Below are 16,842 nucleotides of genomic sequence, written 5' to 3' on the forward strand. Positions count from 1 at the left end.
GTTTATTTGGCCAGGTCGAATGCGTATGAAAGCTGCAGGTCAACCCTGTCGTACTTGTCGAAAATTCTCAGATCAGGGTCGCCCGAGGCGATCACTACCCCGGTATATTGTACATACGCGCCGATAGCATCGGTCACCTTGTACGTCAGGTTGAAACGAATCAGCAGGTTGCTGTATTTGAGAAAGGTAAATGCGAAAGAATTGAAGCTAAGCGTATCGCGCAGAAAGTTCTTCGACCAGCCGAGGGCATACGAGTGCATCGCGGTATCGCGCACGAGCGTGGGGTCGCGCTGCGTCGGCGCCGAGACAGAGTATTCGAGAATGAGACTGCCATATGCAGTGGTATTGTAGTCGAGCCCGAGCGTGCCCCCGACGACATCGGCTTTCTTCACATCGGCAGGCATGCTGATGAGCTCACCCGTCGCCGGGTTGGGCAGCTGCGCCACTGTCTGGTTGAGACGGCCAAACTGGTATGCGCCTTCTGCCTTTAACAACAGACCCGCAAAGGGAAAATTTGCAGAAAAGCCCGTGGTGTTGTACGCCGCGTGCTGCGCCTCAAAGCGAAAGTTCTGCGGGTTGATGCGAAACAGCGGGTCGCGGTTATAGAACCGCCCGGCAAAGACCGAGACTGCACCGCCCCCGAAGTATGCGGTGTACTGCGCGCCGCCCTCGACTTCGCGGCCATAGTCTGAGGCTCGATGTATCTCCACACCAGGTATCAGTGAATAGGGATGATCGCGGTCGGTATAGCGCGTGAACACCGGGTAAGGAATAAAAATCAGCTGCAGCTCTTGATTCGGCAAAAACCAATCGACCCTGACCGTGTTTTGCCCGATGCGCGCCTCTTGTGGCTGCGCAAAGAACGCTTTCGTCGCATCGCGCGCCGAGATCACATCCGATACGGGTAAAATATCTGCCTTGCCCCACACTGTAATGATCTTGCCGACCGAGATAGAAACATTATCGAATGACTTGCGGTAATAGAGCTCGCTCATCAGCGCTTCGAATTCATAGCCGTTACGCGTGTAGCTGCTATCGTTCTCGATGCGGTACGCGGCGTTATAGCGCGCCCAACCTTCGCCATAAATCTGGCCCCATGAAGCCTGGTGGTCGAGCGTCAGCGCCGTGAAAGGCCCGAGAAAAACGAAACGATTATCAATCTGGCGGCCCAGCTCCATGACTGCCTTGCCGCGCACCGGCAGTGTAAACTTGCCGTCACCTTTTTGTTTCGCAGGTTCTGTCGGTTCTTCAAATTCGAAGTCGTCGCTTGCCGATTTGGTTTCGGCCGGCGACTCAAATTCGAACTCTTGCGCAGAGAGAATTCTGCTCGCCAACAGCAGTATAGCTAATTTCTTCAAGTGTCCCCCTCTGCCCTATCGGGCACCTCCCCCGCTTGCGGGGGAGGTCGGGAGGGGGACATAGATCGCGTCAGACACTAGCGAATACTGCCCATTTGGCTTTCACGAAACGCGCTGTCTTGTACCGCGCGCGTATCAAACAACGCTTCGGGTATCGGCAAGTTTATCTTCACCTTTTCGAGTTTCATAAGGCTCATGCGGTTATTCTTATGGTTCACAACAATCAGCTGCCGCGCAACGTGAACACCGCCCACGACCTGAATGTCTTTTGAGAAAAAGGTTTTGACCAAACGGTTCTGCCGGTCGTAAGAGTCAGACTTGACCGCGATAAAGGTGGATTTATCAACCCACAGAACACCGCGACCGTACGACGATTTGGGCGCACGTGAAGCAGTCGGAAACGACTCAAGAATATAGCAATCCTTACCGTCGACCTTCTCTTCGCCCAGGTACGAATAGTTGTAATCGCTCAGGCGAACTTTCTCAATGTCTTCATAAGCAATCTCAGAACCGAACAGCGTACCGGTCTTGGGAGAGTTTGAACTTTCGGCAACGATGCGCTTGAGTTTCTTGAGCGCTGGCAGATACATCCATTGTTCAGTGTCTTTGCCCGCCTGTTCGTAATCTTTCTGCAAAAAGGCCGAACCTTTTTCGTCGGCGGGTTCGCTGATAACGCTGAGGCCAATCGTGTCTTCGAGCGCCGGGCCGACGTCTTTGCTGATCGACTCGAATGACTTGGTACGTGCCTGGCCGCTGCACTTGCGCTTCTCACCCTGCGCCTCAAATGCGCAGGTGATGACCTTCGTCAGGTTGTACGAGGTTTTGCCGTCATCGCGCTTAATCATCTTGCGCGCAATTTCTTTCGCCTTGGCTGGCTCTTTCAGCTGCTGGGCTGCAAGGGGAAGAATCAGCAGCAAGGCAAGCAATGTCCCCACCCCGCCCTTCAGGCACCCCTCCCCGCATGCGGGGAGGGGACGGGGGTGGGGAGTCTTTATTTCAGTCATGAGTGTGCTCCTATTACCTTTTTGGTTTTTCCGAATACGGTGAGTAGCGCCGGCAAGAAGAACAGGTCGGCGAAGAGTGCGCTCGATATGGCGATTGCCGAGAGCATTCCGAAGTTTCTGAAGGGAACGTAAACCGAAGGCAGAAAAATCAGAAAACCTACGGACAAAATTACCGAGGTGAAGATCATCGCCTGCCCCACTTCTCTGAGGGTCGTCTTGATTGCATCTAGCCTGTCATGGCCTGCGTGCAGCTCGCCGCGGTAGTGCGTGAGAAAATGAATCGTATCGTCGACGGCGATGCCGATCGCAATCGGCAGCACCAGCAGCGTATCTGAATCGAGTGGAATTTTCGCCCACCCGGTCACGCCGACCGTCACCAATATCGGAAAGATATTGGGCAACATCGCGATGATGCCAAAGCGTATGGTGCCATAGATCAGAAACATGATGATCGTGATCACAACAAGCGCAAGGCCGAATGACGAAATCTGCGACTGGGTCAAAAAGCCGGTCAGTCTCATCATGATGGGAATTCCGCCCGTTGCGTAATAGCTGAAATCGGCATTACCTTTCTTGAGAGGTTCGAGGTATTCTTTGAGCCAGCCTTCAACCTGGCTTAAGAACTCTACATATTCGAAAGAACTCTTGTTCACGACTTGCAGCGTAATGCGTCCCTTTTCCCAATCATCGTCGGCGAAAAGTTTGCGCGACTCAGGGTCGGCCGAATCATACAGAAGCAGCACCTGCTTTAGCTTCTGGTTGTCTGCGGGTATCGAATAGAAAGGCGATTCTGTGCCTGCCTTTACAGCGCCGCGACCCATAAGGTTCTTGTGTGCATCTTTTACGGCGTTGACAAGAGACGTTGTTTTGGTCACGAAATCAGGCCGCTCTTTTTTCGCGCGCTCAGCGAGCTGGTCCATTGCGTTTAAGAGCTGCACATCTTTTAGCCCATCGTTCTTGCCGGTATTGATGACGATCTCAACGTTTGTCGTGCCGCCGAAATGCTTATCGAGCGTTTCAAAAGTTTCTTTGAAACCGTAACCGGGCTTTACCGACTCGAGAAAATTCGTATCGACAATCACCCGGGGATACCCCGTTAGGCTGAGAATCATAATGACGCTGAAAAGCGCGATGATAAACTTAGGCCTCGCCTGCGTCGACGCCATGATGAAGCCGATAAAGCGCTGAATCTGGCGCTCAAACACACCTTGTACTTTTTCGCCCGTTGCTTTGTCGCGCGAAGCGCCCGGCGCCCAGATACCGAGCAGGGCCGGTAACAAGAAAATGGTGCCGATATACGCGAACAGAATGCCGCACGAAGCCGCAACGGCGAAATTTCTGATCGGCACGATGGGTACGACAATCAGCGAAAGCATGCCCGCAAGAGTTGTCAATGTCGCCAACATGATCGAAATGCCTGACTTTTCATAGGCCTTCGTCAATGCCGGCCTTTTGTCGAGCGTCACGTTGAAATATTTGTAGCCCGAGATAATGTGCACCGAACTCGAGATGCCCACTGTGAGGTTGAGAATCACGACTATGTTGATCATCATCGTCATGGTTACATCGGCCAGACCGATCAGGCCGAGGGTCCAGACGACCGACAGCGCGATAATCAGCGTCGGCCAGAGCATCGCCGAAAGCGAACGAAAGGCGATCGCGAGAGTCACGAGTATCAAAAGCAGGGCGAGGCCCATGATCATGCCCATCTGCGTCATCATGATATTCATGAAAAACGACGCCACCCAGGGGCCGCCGCCTATGAGGTAGTCCATGACCTGCGACGAGGGTTCGCCGACGGTTGGGTTGGCCCAGTTGTGCGCCTTCAGCACCTTTTCGAGCTCGGCGTTAAATGCCATATAATCGGTTGGGTCGGCGCTCTCCATTTTCGGCACCTTATTGCGGTCTTTTTTCGCGGCCTTGTTTTCAGAAAAGTCGAAGTCGTCGGCAGACCCAGCGGCCTTCTGAGGCTCTTTGCTCTTCTGGATTCGGGCACCGTAGTCGGTGAGAATCATGATCGCGCCGAACTCCGAATTCTTTGAGAAGAAGCTGCCGGGAAAATCGCGCTGCGCGAATGCAACCTTCTTTATTTCTGCGAGCAGTTTATTGTCGGGAATCGTAAGCCCGATGAACTTGCGGTTCTTGAGCGTATCGTTTTTCGACTCGAGAAAGTCGGCGCTGACAATCGTGCGAATGCGCGTAATGCGCCCCAGCGGCGAATCTTTCTCTATGCGCTTCTTGTTCAACTCATCTTCAAGAGCCTTTACCTTTTTGAGGGTTTCTGCCTCGAACACCTCTTTGCCGGCGGGCTTAAACATAATAAGTACGTATTCGTCCGAGCCAAAGAAGTAGCGAAAACGATGGTAGTCGAGCAGCGAAGAATCACCGGCGTCGAGCCAGGTGTCAAATGTCTGGTCAACCTTCAGATTACCCAGGCCGAAGCTTAGCGCGACAGTGAGGGCCGCGAAGAAACCAAGAATACTCCAGCGGCGGCGATGCGAGAATTCTGGTATTGCAGTCATGAGTTTCGTGTATTTGTTTAGCCAGCGATCGATGAATCGCTCTTTTTGTTCGGTCGTCTTGTTCATCTGTTCCCTATTTTAGCCTCATTTATTCTTTGCAACACCGCTTCAAGGCGGTCAAAATTTTCTTCGTTGGCTATTCGAACAAAATCTTTAACCCGTTCATACTCTTCTTGCAATACAAAAGTCATGACAAAATTCACTTGAGTACCCATACCGGCTTTGGTAATTTCGATCGACATTCGAAACGCATGTACGGGCTCGATGTGGTCGAACACGATAAGCTCGTTCTGCCTGATCTCAACAAAGCGGCAGAAATTCTCAAAATCACTGCCATTGGGTGCGTGCATGGTAAAACGCCATATACCACCCGGCTTAAAATCAAACTCATGAAACGTATTTTTAAAGCCGTTCGGCCCCCACCACTCGGCGAGAAGCGAGGGCTTCGCGAAGCCTTCATACACCGATTCGCGTGAATACGTAATAGTTCGCGTGTTGACGATTGTATGCGGCGAATCGTCGGGTGCCACCAAAGAATCTGCACTCATCAGTTAATCCACCTTGCATTTCTGCATGAAGCAGAAACAAGAGCGAAACGGCTTACAATGTAAGCCTGTAAAGCATTTTCCGCGAATTGGTATCGGATGGCGGCTTTCAGGTTCCATTTCATGGCCGCACTCTTTTCAGATAATCTTCGAGCCGGTTAAACATATTCGACCAGCCGCCGTTATTGGCATCGCGCTGCGAAACTGCAGTGAATGGCGCCTGGCGAAAATGCATGCGTGTCTTGCCGCCCTCGTCAAAGAAACGAATCGTGACAACGTTTTCAACACCCATGTCGCCTTCGGCTTCCCACACGAAAGTAAACTCGAGAAGTTCGTAAGGTTTAACCTGGCGAAAGACTCCATGCTGCCACAGGTCGCCGCCATAAACCTCTGAATCGAGGCAGCAACGCCAGGCCCCACCGGGCCGAATGTCCATGTTGACCTGTTTGGCGGGGCAGAACGTCGGGCCCCACCACTCAAGCATACCTTCGGTCGTCGTCCAAACCCTGAAAACGAGCTCTCGGGGAGCATCAAAGACACGTTCGATAACGAGTTCAGAATCGGCGGTGACCATTTTCTGTAATCTAATTCAGATCAGAGGCCCTGCAAACCGACGGCTTGCTGGCCGAAAGTGCCATGACAACGCAGCGACAACCAGAAAGGCCAGCGGAAATACGACATGTTCAGTGCCAAAGTTGACCATGTAGTTTGAAAACGCTGCACCGGTCAGGTTTATCAAGATGCCAGCGTAGGCCCATTCTTTGAATAGCGGCGTACGCGGTATCACCAGAACGACCGCGGCGATCAGTTTCCACACACCGAGCAGCGAGAAAAAGAAAAGGGGATATCCTGCTTTCTGTGCGCCTTCGACAACCTGCGGGCCCTGCTGCAGGTACATGACACCTGCCATCGCATAGTTGCCGGCGAGCGGCACAGTAAACACCCAATACGCTATCAACCTGATTTTTTCTTTGTTCATTTGTTTTCTCCGTTTATTTTGTTTGAGGATTTCATGGTTTCACGAAGCTTTGTCTGTCGTAAGTTTTGCGCCACCCTATACTCCACGATTCGTTTAACCAATGCCACCGGCAGTGGCTTTTCAGCAGTGAAGCGAATGGTCGAGCCGGCTGCCTTGAACGGTTTGAGTTCAGATGCAAAATGCTTCAGTAGCCCTTTATCAATCCCGATCAGCGAGGCGTGGCTTTTGAAGGCTGCCCAGTGGATAAGCGGACCATTCAGTTTGTAAGTGGGTATGCCGTAGCTGATTTTCTCTTCAGCTTTGGGCGCTGCCCCGCGAATCGTGGCACGCATCGCTCTTAGAACATCGCGCATGGGGCGCGGCAAAGTTGCAAGATATGCGTTTACCGTAGCTGCTCCAACTGGCTTCTCTCGGCGCGAGTTGCTCTTCGTTATGCCTGGTTTCAGATTTTTGGGGTTTGTATTGAATGCCAGTCTATGCTTTCTCATAACAACTTTGAGGGCGAGCATCGCCTTAGGCCCCATGCCGTGTAACGCCATTAGATCCGGCTCGCGCCAGCGGGCCAGATCGCGCAGTGTCGCGATGCCTGCGTTGGCGAGGGCGCGCTGCGCCGGTGAACCCAATTTGGGAAAATCATCATTGCGTTTTTTCGCCCTCTCACAAACTGGACAAACCGGGCAGTCGCTCGATTTTTCAAAGGAGTGGCCGTTGGCACAGACTTTTTTCATCGGTCGGGTAAAATTCCCTTCGTAAAGGCAAGGCGTAACTTGGCAGGCTTGATCTCGATATCCAGTAATTTCATCAGAAACTCCATACGCTTCTCTCGCGTCGCAGTGGTTTTCGCTGAGCCCAGTCTCTGCAAAAACCATTTTCGGGCATCAGAAATCTTGCGCGGCGCGCTGTCGATAAAACCAAAGCAAAGGCATTCTTCGACATGGTTCTCAACGAACCATGTTCTGAGCGCCTGCCGATTGGCGAAGTAGAGGCTTTCTGCGTTTTCCAGTTTTGACACGTTAATCTATAGCGATATCGTAATGAAAAACATCTTCTCGCTCACCCATTGATTCATAAAGCTGCCGCGCCGGAAAATCTTCTGCGTTTTTGTCGGCTTGAACATATATTACCCATGCACCAATATCAGCGGCGATTTTCTTGAGTTCAACAATAAGCGACCGCGCAATGCCGCGGCGCCTGAATTGCTCAAGCACCGCGAGATCGTAAATATACACTTCGCTGCGCTCCTTTTCAAATTTATCGAGCACGTAGGCGACGAGACCACCGGCCATTTTTCCTTCGACTAGAGTAACGAGGGCAATGACATGCGGTTTGGCCAGCAGTGCCTGCAGATAAGCATCTGATGGCGGCGCCTGCTGGTAGTGGACGGCATCGTCGAAGGCCTCGGCAAAGAGCCGGTTGAGCTCGCGGAATGCACCGACATCGCCACGCCCCAGTCGGCGGACGGCAAAGGTTAAGTTTGTGGCCGGCGCATTACTCATGGAAATTGGTCGTCCGGCAGCGGAATCAATTACTCGGAATATTAATCATCCAGCCGATGCCGAACTTATCCCTGAAGCATCCCCAATAATCGCCCCACGGCATGTCAGCGATCGCCATCTCGACAGTGTTGAGTCTCATGGTTTTCTCAATGGGAGAAAATTGCGGAATTCCGGCATGCGCAAATAGAGCCCCAGCCAGATGAGAATACCGAAATAGACCGGGAAAAGTATGTGGCTTGGCCATGGATTCATGATGCGCACGTGCGCTGAAACCGCCCCGCCGAGATACCCCGTGAGAAGAATCGCCCCGAGAATCGCGGTGCGCGGTACCGCATAGAGCAGAACACAGACCAGTAGCGTCGCGCCAATGCCCGGCATGATGTTCATCGGGTACGCGAGCTTCGCCGAATCGGCCAGCGCTTCGGGTGGCATCTTGTCGAGAAAGAATTTGAGTACGCCGTCAAAGGTGAGGAATGCAATCGCGAGGCCGCTCATTATCCAGCCGGCCCAAAAAGCTCTTCTTGTCGGTGTTATGTTCATTGGTGTTTCTCTCCTATGTATTATCAGTATCTGAAAAAACGGAAAAGCCCCCGAAAATCAGGCGGGCACCGCTGAACGGCAGTCCCCCGGCCGGGGCCATACGCGGGTCATTCATGATTTTCTGGTTACCTGCATCGCGGGTAGCCTTGTCGGGCCATTCAATCCAGGAAAAAACAACACCCTCGTCTGCTTCGGCAATCACGGCCGTGCGAAAGTCGTTGATCTTGCCTTTCTGCAAGTCATCGTTCCATGCCTCGACCACACGCAGTGCACCGCATTCTAGATAGAGTGCCTTAGCCATCCTGGCCATTTCGAAGTAGGCATCTTTCTTCGCCAACGGCACTGGAATAACGAATCCGTCAATGTAGCTCATGTCATCCCCCCATCGTCTTGGTATAGGCCACGAGCTGGTCTGCTGCCACCGCCCAGCCGTCATAGAAGCCCATCTTCTCGTGCTGCTCAGTCGCCTCAGGTGTCCAGTGCCTCGCTATGCCGCGGTAATTGGTCTTGCCATTACCCGAATCTTCAAACTCGAGCACGATTGTCGTCAGCATGGGATTTGCCCCGGGATTCGGATACCAGCCGGTCCTGAAGGCATTGGTCCAAACCAAACGCGATTCGGGCACGATTTCGAGAAACACTCCGTCGTTGGGGAATTTTTCACCCTCTGGCGATTGCATCACATTGAAAAATTCGCCGCCCGGCCGCAGGTCGATACGGCAATCAACCACTTTCCAGGGTGCGGGGCAAAACCAGGGCATGAGGTGCTTGGGTTCGGTCCAGCAGCGCCAGACGAGGTTTCTCGGTGCATCGAGTACGCGTTCTAATTTTAGTTCGAAATTCTTTTCCATGATTCAATCCTTTGATTTCTTCGCAACAAATGCCGCCAGTTTGTCGAGTGTCTGCATGCCGAATTCGACCGCGCCGAAACCAATCACCGCAGCGCGCCGCTCGGCCGTTGGGTGCAACTGCCGCAGCGAGACTACGGTCTTCTTGTTTTGCTGCTCATCGAGCGTAATGGTGACGAAGAACCGACCGGGGTCGTCATCGACGTCAGAGCCGTGGTGAAAGGCAATGTGGTCGAATGGTGATATTTCAGCATATTCAATGCGGTTGCCATAAATGGTGCCATCGGGCCCTTTAAATTCAAAACGCCAGCGGCCACCGACCTTGAAGTCGAATTCGAACGTGGTAGTAGTGAACCCAGCGGGGCCGAACCATTCGCCGAGTGCTTCGGCTGTTGAGAAAGCCTCAAAGACCATTTTCTTCTCGGCCGCAATGACGCGCGTCAGCACAATTTCGCGATTAAGAAGTTCGCGATAGTTAATGTTTTCCATACTTTCCCGTTTGCCTCACCCCCGCGCCGAAGCGCTCCCCCTCTCCTTAAGGTGACCCGTTTCGGGTCTCCGTCTTCGGAGAGGGGGTTGGGGGGTGAGGTTAACCGCTGCTTTCAACGCAGCGATATCAATTTTTCTCATCTTCAACATGGCCTGCTGCGCGCGGTCAGCAATTGCCTTATCTTTATGTGAGATAAGTTTGAGCAAAATATTCGGCGTTACCTGCCATGAGAGGCCAAACTTATCTTTCACCCAACCACACATGCTCTCTTCACCGCCGTCGGCCGTGAGCGCATTCCAGTAGTAATCGACTTCCTTTTGCGTTTCCACGCTGATCATGAACGACACACCCCAGTTAAACTTGAAATTCGGATGATCGCCGCCGTTGTACGAGAAGAACCGTTGGCCATTGAGCACAAAGTCTGCCTGCATCGGGTTCGCGCTGAGTATCTTTGAATTCTTGAAAATCTTAGCGTAAAATCTGGCTGCTTCTTCGGGGTTCGCGTTGAACATCAAAAACGGTGTAATCTGGTGAGGTTTCGCTCCAACATACTTGAGCCCTGTGGCGCCGCTTTTAGATTTAGGTGCCGCCACTTTTTTTGCAGGCTTTTTCTTTGCCTTTTTCGTTGCCATCAGTTTGCCTCCGTGTATTTTTTGAAATTGTCCAGAATCGCCTGCCAGCCGCCCTTCTGCATCTCGACGGGATTTTCTGACTCAGCCTCAAAAACGGTGACAATGCGGGTTTTGCCCCCGACCTCGGCGAAATCGGTTTCGACCTTACGGCCGTCGGCGATGGTATAGACGATGCGTTTATGGTCGATAACTTCATCGTACGTCGCCTCAAAATCAAAACCAAAACTGCCGTCTTTGGCCTCCATGCGTGATTTCAACTTACCGCCGGCGCGCAGGTCATTTTCAGCGCTCGGGCATTGCCACGATTCGTGCGCAAAATTCCATTGCGTGATGTGCTGCGGCTTATTATAGTAATCCCAAACTTTTTGCACCGGGGCAGCGACCTGCACCTCAATGGTGATTATTGTTTTGTCCATTCTTTACTCCTTCTTTGCGAGCAGGTGTAGCGCACCTTCGCCCATGGTATACTCAACTTTCGAAAAACCCAAAGCCGGCAGATCAAGCCCCTGCAGCAGGCTCTCACCCCTGCCCAAAAGCACCGGCGAAAATGCCAGGTGCATTTCATCAATGGCGCCTGTCTGCAGATATTGCCTGACTGTAGAAACGCCGCCACCGATGCGCACATCTTTATTGCCCGCAGCAGCTTTGGCCTGTTGAAGCGCTGACTCAATGCCATCGGTTACAAAGTAGAACGTATTATTGCCAGCCATACGCAGCGGCTCGCGCTTGTGGTGTGTCAGCACAAAGATCGGCACATGATATGGAGGATTTTCACCCCACCAGCCTTTCCAGTCGTCATTGAGCCATGAGCCGCGAATCGGTCCAAACATGTTTCGTCCGAGAATCCATGCGCCGACGTTTTCAAAAGATTTTTCAGCGAACGAATTATCTATACCTGTTGTTCCCTGGTCTGAACCGGCATGCATTGACTGGAAAGTACGCGTGGGAAAAAACCAATTGTGTAATTCCGGGCCACGTTCACCCAGGGGATTTTCCAGGCCCTGGTTCACGCCAGCTCCGAAACCATCGAGAGAAACCGCAAATGCTGCAACCTTAACCTTACCCATTGTAGCTCCCCCTAAATACCTTCACCTTCAGTGCCGCCCGTGACACCGGGTTCAGCGCTCGCCTTTATCGCAGGCTGTGCGTCCTTTGCCTGCAGCTTCTGCAAATAAACTTCAAGGCGGTCAAAACTGTCTTCCCAAAACTTGCGGTACTTCTCGATAAATTCATTCGCCTCTCTGAGCCGCTGCGCTTCGATGCGGCAGCGGCGCCACTGCGCCTCTTTTTCGCGGGTGATGAGCCCGGCTTTTTCAAGCACCTTAAGATGCTTCGTGATCGCCGGCCCGCTGATCGAAAAGGGTTTCGCGAGCTCTGTCACCGTTGCAGGCCCCTGCCCGAGCCGCGTGAGCATCGCACGCCGTGTCGGGTCTGCGAGCGCCGCGAACGTGAGGCTCAAATGATCGCCGCCTGAGGTCGTTGTTGTCATGTGGGTGGCCTCGCAGAAACCTCTTCTATCACAAACGAATGCAGGCCGGCGTCGAATTCGGGTTTGATCGCCTTGAAAATTCGACGCTCGCTCTGCACGCGCGACTCACCGCGAAAACTGTCGTCGACGATGCGCAGACGGTAATGCGTTTCGCCGCTTTGGCCATGCGCATGGCCGGCATGTTCACGCGAGTCATCAAACAATTGAAAGGCTGCCGCAGGAAAAGCAGCGCGCAGCAGCTTCTCGAGGCGAACCTGGCGGTTGAATGAGGTGTTTTCTGCCTTTTCCATTATTAACCTATTAGTTAATTAACCTTTAGGTGAATTAAGGCGATGGGCACAAACCGTCAAGTGAAAACCAAAAGCACTCAACGGCATACAGAGCCCACTCGTGAAAATTATGATTTACCGCCGTGGCTGGCTGAGTGACGCTCGCACCGAACGGATGTCGCAATGAGAACGCTTGCAACGCACTGCCTGCTGCTTTTTGTGCTGACTCGCTGCCAGAACACATCGACCGACGAATTGCTTGCGGCCACGTCGATAAAGGGCCCGCTGCGGCTCTCACCAGTAAACGCCACGGTCGTAGAATCGCAGACGCTGCAATTTTCGGTGACAGGGGGAAATCCCCCTTAGTTGTTTAAGGTTTTCACCGGCGGCGGCTCGGTGTCGGGCTCTGTCTATACCGCCCCGAGTGCGATTGGCTCGGCAGTCGTGACGGTCAGCGACACCGCAGGCACGAGCCAGGCTTCGCTGATTACAATCGTGAGCAATGCCAATTGCCCCGCGAATTTTATTCCTGTGCCTTTCAACAACGCCGTGGGCACGACCGCGAACTTCTGTGTTTCAAAGTATGAAATGAAGTGCAACGGCACATGTTCGGGAGCACCGATCTCAGCTGCGGCTGGCCTGCCCTGGGTCAGCATCACGCAAACCGATGCGAAAACAGCCTGTGCAACGATGGGCGGTCAATACCACCTAATCACCAATGCCGAGTGGATGACGATTGCGCGAAGCATCGAAGCAACAGCGACAAACTGGTCGACCGGCACGGTAAACTCAGGCGCGATCAACCGCGGCCATACAGACGGGACACCCGGGGCGACACTCGCTGCCAGCTCAGATGATGACGCCTGCAATGGTACCGGGCAAAGTTGCACTGTCTTCAACGACCAGCGGCGCACGCACGTGCTGGCGAACGGTCAGACCATATGGGATTTTTCGGGCAACGCGAAAGAATTTATCGACTGGCAGCTCACCTCTGATCGGGCGGGCTCTGGCGCGGGTGGCTATGTCGAGCTCAACACGCAGACGGTAACAACTTCAATGCCTGCAAATACCTTCAAGAGCAACACAACTGCTTTGAATTCTGCGAACGGCATCGGCCTCTACTGGCCGGCAACTGACGGCTCCAATGGCTATGCAGCGCGCGGTGGCCACTACAGCAACAACGCACAGGCGGGTATCTACCACCTCGATTTCGGCCAGAACGCCAGTTACACCAGCGCCCAATTTGGCTTTCGCTGCGTGTACCAATAACATCATTCAATTCTGAAAGAGCGCCAGGTCAGCCCTAGATGGGCGAAACCACCCCTGATATAGAAATCCATAGGCAACCGAACAACCCAAGAAAGAATAAACAATTGTTTACATTATATCTAACACTGTTAACTTGGTTTTGAAATGGGGGATAAATGAACCAAACTGCTCAGACCTCGCTGATGGATACTTTTAAGCTCTTCGAAAGCTTTCTGCCCGGCTTTGCGCGTACGGGCCTCTTTAGCCCCGGCGGCCTGCGCTACACGGGCGTTGCGCAATCGATGTACCGCCCGGTCGCGCTCGTCACACACCGCGCGGCAGAAACCGCCGACACGATTTCGCTGAGCCTCATGCCGCCCTCTGGCTACCCCGCGTTTCGTGCAGGCCAGCACATCGATGTCGCCGTCGAAATTCGTGGCGTACGCCACGTGCGGCAATACTCCCTGACTGGGGCGCCTGCGCAGTCTGTCAACGGCGGCTTTGCAAGCGAACCTTTGCGCATCACCGTCAAGCGCCAACATGCGGGCCTCGTTTCAAACTACCTGCACGACCACGCATTCGTCGGCACGCGCCTCGAAATTTCTGTGCCCAAGGGTGATTTTGTTATTGCAGACCAAGAGGCTTCAGGCTATATCTTCTGCTCTGCCGGCAGCGGCATCACTCCCGTTTACGCAATGGCGCGCGAACTTCTGAGTGCCGGCAATAAGGAGGATATATACTTTTACCATGCGGCGCGCTCGGCTGAGTCTGTCATCTTTCGTGCTGAGCTCGAACACCTGGCCGAGACCCATGCGAATTTTTATCCGATTTTCTTTTTCAGTGAAGCAGATGGCAGCGAAAAGCGCCGGCTAAATTTCGAAACTCTCGCACCACTACTCGGTTCAGAGCTGTCGCAGGCAAAGACCGCAATCTACCTCTGCGGCCCCGGCGATTTTGTGCAAAACCTGCAAGATGGTTTTGCCGCAAAGAAGTTCGCATCTGTACACAGTGAATTCTACACGCTGCCGCAGCAAACCGCCGAGGCATCGGTCGTCAATTTTCTGCGCTCGGCAGCCGAACTTGTCACAACAGACAACCTGCTCGTCGCAGCAGAATCTGCCGGGCTCAAGCCCAAACACGGTTGCCGCCGCGGCATCTGCCACGAGTGCAAGGCGCATAAAAAATCCGGTGCCGTAAAGAATATACTAACGGGAAAAGTCACGCAGGGTGAAGAAGATATTCAACTCTGTGTGAGCCAGGCAGTGGGAAAAGTAGAGATGGATATCTAGTCCCCCTCCCAACCTCCCCCGCATGCGGGGGAGGTGCCCGTAAGGGCGGTGGGGGACAAAACAGGAGAAAACAATGAAAACGAACCGAAAACTGAGCAAAGAAGAAATCGAATCATTCGGGGCAGAGCTCGACGCGGTGCGCGCCGAGACGCTCGCAAAAGTCGGCGAAGAAGACGCGAAGTATATTCGCGACATTATTCAGCTGTGCCGTGACTATGAACTGCTTGGCCGTGAACTTCTAAAGGCCGAGGGGCAAAACCCTGCGGCGTGGCTCAAAGGCACATGGTCGCTCGGTATCGCGAAAATTCTCGAGAATATGGAAATCGGGCATAACATCATGCACGGCCAATATGACTTCATGAACGACCCTGAAACCCACTCGCAAACCTATGAATGGGACACCGCCTCACACTCAGACGGCTGGCGCCATTCGCACAACTATCTGCACCACACATACACGAACATCGTCGGCAAAGACCGTGACCTGGGCTACGGCATTCTGCGCCTCACCGACGACGAACCTTGGAAACCCCATCACCTGTTGCAGCCGATCTCCAATACCGCACTTTCGCTGCTGTTCGAATACGGTGTCGCTCTGCACGACCTCGAGACCGACCGCATCAAAGATGGCGAAAAAGAGCTGACGCTTGAAGAACTCGTGCCTGTATTAAAGAAGATATTTGCACAGGCCGCGAAGGACTATTTGTATTTTCCTGCGACTGCAGGCCTGAATGCCATACCGGTTCTGACCGGCAACGTTGCGGCTAACCTGATGCGCAATGTCTGGGCGCATGCAATCATCTTCTGCGGCCATTTCACCAGCGACGCCGAGACGTTTAAGCAAGAAGAAGTGATCGACGAGAGCCGCGGCGCGTGGTACCTGCGCCAGCTTAAGGGTTCATCAAATCTCACGGGTGACTGGTGGTTTCACATCTTGACCGGCAACCTCAGCCACCAGATCGAACACCACCTGTTTCCCGATATTCCCGCGTGGCGCTACGCAGAGATGGCCCCCAAAGTGCGCGCCATCTGCGAAAAATATGGCCAGCACTACAACACCGGCAGCTTTGTGAAACAGTACGGCGAAGTGCTGAAGCGTATCTTCAGGTATTCACTGCCCGATAGTTTGTTTGGTAAGAATTCTCTAACAATTGCGCAAAGCGCCCTTCGACCAGCTCAGGGCGACGCACTCACCGGATAAATTTTTCTATCAACTCATTCACCAACACCGGGTGCGAACGCTGCACCCAGTGGTTGGCGTCGACGTAGTGCAGCTGTGCCTGCGGCGCCACGTCAGTGACGTTCGAATAGATCTCGGGAGTGATTGCCAGGTCGTGGTTGGGTATAATGACCTGAAGACGGGTATCAATCCTCGTCGGCATCTCAATCCATTCGCCCTGCAGAAGCTCGCGATAAAGATTCAGAGGATTCACCACATTACGGGAAATGTCGTCTTGCGAAGCCTCGAGCATCGGGTCTTCGGGCGGCACGCCGCCCTGCATCAGCGCGCGCGGCCACACAAGGCGGCCGAAGTTGTTGAAGATAAAATCGGGCACCTGCGGCATCTGAAAAAGGTAGATGTACCACGACTTCGCAGCCTGCTGCACGCCTTCGATAATTTTGCCGGGGTTCAGCGACTTGAACTTGGCGAACAGATTCTCGCGCGCGAGCGCCGGGTGCGGGCCACTCACCGCAGTGTACGAGGTAATGAGTCTCGCGTATTCTGGACGCGAAGCGAAAACCCAGCTGATGATTGCGCCCCAGTCGTGTGCGACCAGATGAACCTCGGGCGACTTGAGCGCCCTGATTGCTGCGGCGATCACCGGCAGAATGTTATCGATGTGGTAGCCTTTGCGCTGCGGGGGCGCATCCGAATTGCCGACTCCGGGCAGGTCGATCGCGCCGACACGGTACTTTTTCGAAAAATGTTCCATCTGGTGTGACCAGGTATCGTGCGAATCAGGCCAGCCATGAATGAAGAGGATCGCCTTCTGAGACTCAGGGCCGGCGACCTGCATGCTGATTTTTCCGTAAGATACGGGAACCGAGATATATTCTGATTTCATGTTTGCCCCTTCAATGCGTATGTGAATTCAGAGATTAAAGAGGTTCTTGCACGGTCAAGAACATGAC

The 16,842-nt window shown here is 53.4% G+C and carries 24 protein-coding genes; 4 read left to right on the top strand and 20 right to left on the bottom strand.

All coding sequences use genetic code 11. The features are described 5' to 3' along the window. Positions 1-2 precede the first annotated feature (2 nt). The 19 genes from TURPA_RS04400 to TURPA_RS04485 all read right to left on the bottom strand — a co-directional run bounded on the left by TURPA_RS04400 (position 3) and on the right by TURPA_RS04485 (position 12,193). Positions 3-1,358 carry a hypothetical protein gene (locus TURPA_RS04400; RefSeq protein WP_014802082.1) on the bottom strand — a complete coding sequence of 452 codons (1,356 nt, stop codon included), beginning with the start codon at positions 1,356-1,358 and terminating at the stop codon, positions 3-5. 77 nt (positions 1,359-1,435) lie between these two features. Further along, on the bottom strand, positions 1,436-2,293 hold the full coding sequence (locus TURPA_RS04405; protein ID WP_157210394.1) for an outer membrane lipoprotein-sorting protein: 858 nt from the start codon (positions 2,291-2,293) through the stop codon (positions 1,436-1,438). Between the two features lie 65 nt (positions 2,294-2,358). Then, complete coding sequence (locus TURPA_RS04410) at positions 2,359-4,950, bottom strand: efflux RND transporter permease subunit (protein WP_014802084.1); 2,592 nt, start codon at positions 4,948-4,950, stop codon at positions 2,359-2,361. Next, positions 4,947-5,432 carry an SRPBCC domain-containing protein gene (locus tag TURPA_RS04415; protein WP_014802085.1) on the bottom strand — a complete coding sequence of 162 codons (486 nt, stop codon included), beginning with the start codon at positions 5,430-5,432 and terminating at the stop codon, positions 4,947-4,949. The genes TURPA_RS04410 and TURPA_RS04415 overlap by 4 nt, the downstream gene beginning before the upstream one ends. A gap of 118 nt (positions 5,433-5,550) precedes the next feature. Then, on the bottom strand, positions 5,551-6,003 hold the full coding sequence (locus TURPA_RS04420) for an SRPBCC family protein (protein ID WP_014802086.1): 453 nt from the start codon (positions 6,001-6,003) through the stop codon (positions 5,551-5,553). 15 nt (positions 6,004-6,018) lie between these two features. Next, entirely contained in the window at positions 6,019-6,408 is a 390-nt protein-coding gene (locus TURPA_RS04425) for a DoxX family protein (RefSeq protein ID WP_014802087.1), read from the bottom strand. Beyond that, a complete protein-coding gene (locus tag TURPA_RS21405; RefSeq protein ID WP_014802088.1) occupies positions 6,405-7,136 on the bottom strand; it encodes a DUF1801 domain-containing protein in 732 nt (243 codons plus the stop codon). The genes TURPA_RS04425 and TURPA_RS21405 overlap by 4 nt, the downstream gene beginning before the upstream one ends. Beyond that, positions 7,133-7,420, bottom strand: a complete 288-nt coding sequence (locus TURPA_RS04435) for a YdeI/OmpD-associated family protein (RefSeq protein WP_041948299.1) — start codon at positions 7,418-7,420, stop codon at positions 7,133-7,135. Before TURPA_RS04435 ends, TURPA_RS21405 begins: the two co-directional genes overlap by 4 nt. A 1-nt stretch (position 7,421) precedes the next feature. Beyond that, the gene (locus TURPA_RS04440) at positions 7,422-7,904 is read right to left on the bottom strand and encodes a GNAT family N-acetyltransferase (protein ID WP_014802089.1); all 483 of its coding nucleotides are present in this window, start codon (positions 7,902-7,904) and stop codon (positions 7,422-7,424) included. A 25-nt stretch (positions 7,905-7,929) separates the two neighbouring features. Next, entirely contained in the window at positions 7,930-8,043 is a 114-nt protein-coding gene (locus tag TURPA_RS24305) for a VOC family protein (RefSeq protein WP_425358587.1), read from the bottom strand. Then, complete coding sequence (locus TURPA_RS04445) at positions 8,040-8,444, bottom strand: DoxX family protein (RefSeq protein ID WP_014802090.1); 405 nt, start codon at positions 8,442-8,444, stop codon at positions 8,040-8,042. The genes TURPA_RS24305 and TURPA_RS04445 overlap by 4 nt, the downstream gene beginning before the upstream one ends. Positions 8,445-8,457: 13 nt before the next feature. Continuing rightward, complete coding sequence (locus tag TURPA_RS04450; RefSeq protein WP_014802091.1) at positions 8,458-8,817, bottom strand: DUF1428 domain-containing protein; 360 nt, start codon at positions 8,815-8,817, stop codon at positions 8,458-8,460. A gap of 1 nt (position 8,818) precedes the next feature. After that, positions 8,819-9,295, bottom strand: coding sequence for an SRPBCC family protein (locus tag TURPA_RS04455; protein WP_014802092.1), 477 nt, complete (start codon positions 9,293-9,295; stop codon positions 8,819-8,821). Positions 9,296-9,298: 3 nt separating this feature from the next. Further along, positions 9,299-9,781: an SRPBCC domain-containing protein gene (locus TURPA_RS04460; protein WP_014802093.1), complete on the bottom strand. Its 483-nt coding sequence runs from the start codon at positions 9,779-9,781 to the stop codon at positions 9,299-9,301. A 15-nt stretch (positions 9,782-9,796) separates the two neighbouring features. After that, complete coding sequence (locus TURPA_RS04465) at positions 9,797-10,414, bottom strand: VOC family protein (RefSeq protein WP_014802094.1); 618 nt, start codon at positions 10,412-10,414, stop codon at positions 9,797-9,799. Next, complete coding sequence (locus TURPA_RS04470; RefSeq protein ID WP_014802095.1) at positions 10,414-10,830, bottom strand: SRPBCC family protein; 417 nt, start codon at positions 10,828-10,830, stop codon at positions 10,414-10,416. The genes TURPA_RS04465 and TURPA_RS04470 overlap by 1 nt, the downstream gene beginning before the upstream one ends. 3 nt (positions 10,831-10,833) lie before the next feature. After that, positions 10,834-11,481 (bottom strand): dihydrofolate reductase family protein, encoded by a 648-nt coding sequence (locus TURPA_RS04475; protein ID WP_014802096.1) that lies wholly within the window; start codon positions 11,479-11,481, stop codon positions 10,834-10,836. Between the two features lie 11 nt (positions 11,482-11,492). After that, complete coding sequence (locus tag TURPA_RS04480) at positions 11,493-11,903, bottom strand: ArsR/SmtB family transcription factor (RefSeq protein ID WP_014802097.1); 411 nt, start codon at positions 11,901-11,903, stop codon at positions 11,493-11,495. Further along, positions 11,900-12,193, bottom strand: a complete 294-nt coding sequence (locus tag TURPA_RS04485) for a BolA family protein (RefSeq protein WP_014802098.1) — start codon at positions 12,191-12,193, stop codon at positions 11,900-11,902. The genes TURPA_RS04480 and TURPA_RS04485 overlap by 4 nt, the downstream gene beginning before the upstream one ends. Before the next feature lie 162 nt (positions 12,194-12,355). On the opposite strand from TURPA_RS04485, the gene TURPA_RS04490 reads away from it, so the two are divergent. The 4 genes from TURPA_RS04490 to TURPA_RS04505 all read left to right on the top strand — a co-directional run bounded on the left by TURPA_RS04490 (position 12,356) and on the right by TURPA_RS04505 (position 15,910). After that, positions 12,356-12,538 carry a hypothetical protein gene (locus tag TURPA_RS04490; RefSeq protein WP_014802099.1) on the top strand — a complete coding sequence of 61 codons (183 nt, stop codon included), beginning with the start codon at positions 12,356-12,358 and terminating at the stop codon, positions 12,536-12,538. Then, on the top strand, positions 12,539-13,441 hold the full coding sequence (locus tag TURPA_RS04495; RefSeq protein WP_041948300.1) for a hypothetical protein: 903 nt from the start codon (positions 12,539-12,541) through the stop codon (positions 13,439-13,441). A 155-nt stretch (positions 13,442-13,596) separates the two neighbouring features. Then, complete coding sequence (locus TURPA_RS04500; protein WP_014802101.1) at positions 13,597-14,709, top strand: FAD-binding oxidoreductase; 1,113 nt, start codon at positions 13,597-13,599, stop codon at positions 14,707-14,709. Positions 14,710-14,782: 73 nt separating this feature from the next. Continuing rightward, entirely contained in the window at positions 14,783-15,910 is a 1,128-nt protein-coding gene (locus TURPA_RS04505; RefSeq protein WP_014802102.1) for a fatty acid desaturase family protein, read from the top strand. On the opposite strand, the gene TURPA_RS04510 is transcribed toward TURPA_RS04505, so the two are convergent. Next, positions 15,900-16,775 (bottom strand): alpha/beta fold hydrolase, encoded by an 876-nt coding sequence (locus TURPA_RS04510; RefSeq protein ID WP_014802103.1) that lies wholly within the window; start codon positions 16,773-16,775, stop codon positions 15,900-15,902. The genes TURPA_RS04505 and TURPA_RS04510 overlap by 11 nt on opposite strands. Between the last annotated feature and the right edge of the window lie 67 nt (positions 16,776-16,842).

This window comes from Turneriella parva DSM 21527 (assembly GCF_000266885.1).
Classification (GTDB): Bacteria; Spirochaetota; Leptospiria; order Turneriellales; family Turneriellaceae; genus Turneriella; species Turneriella parva.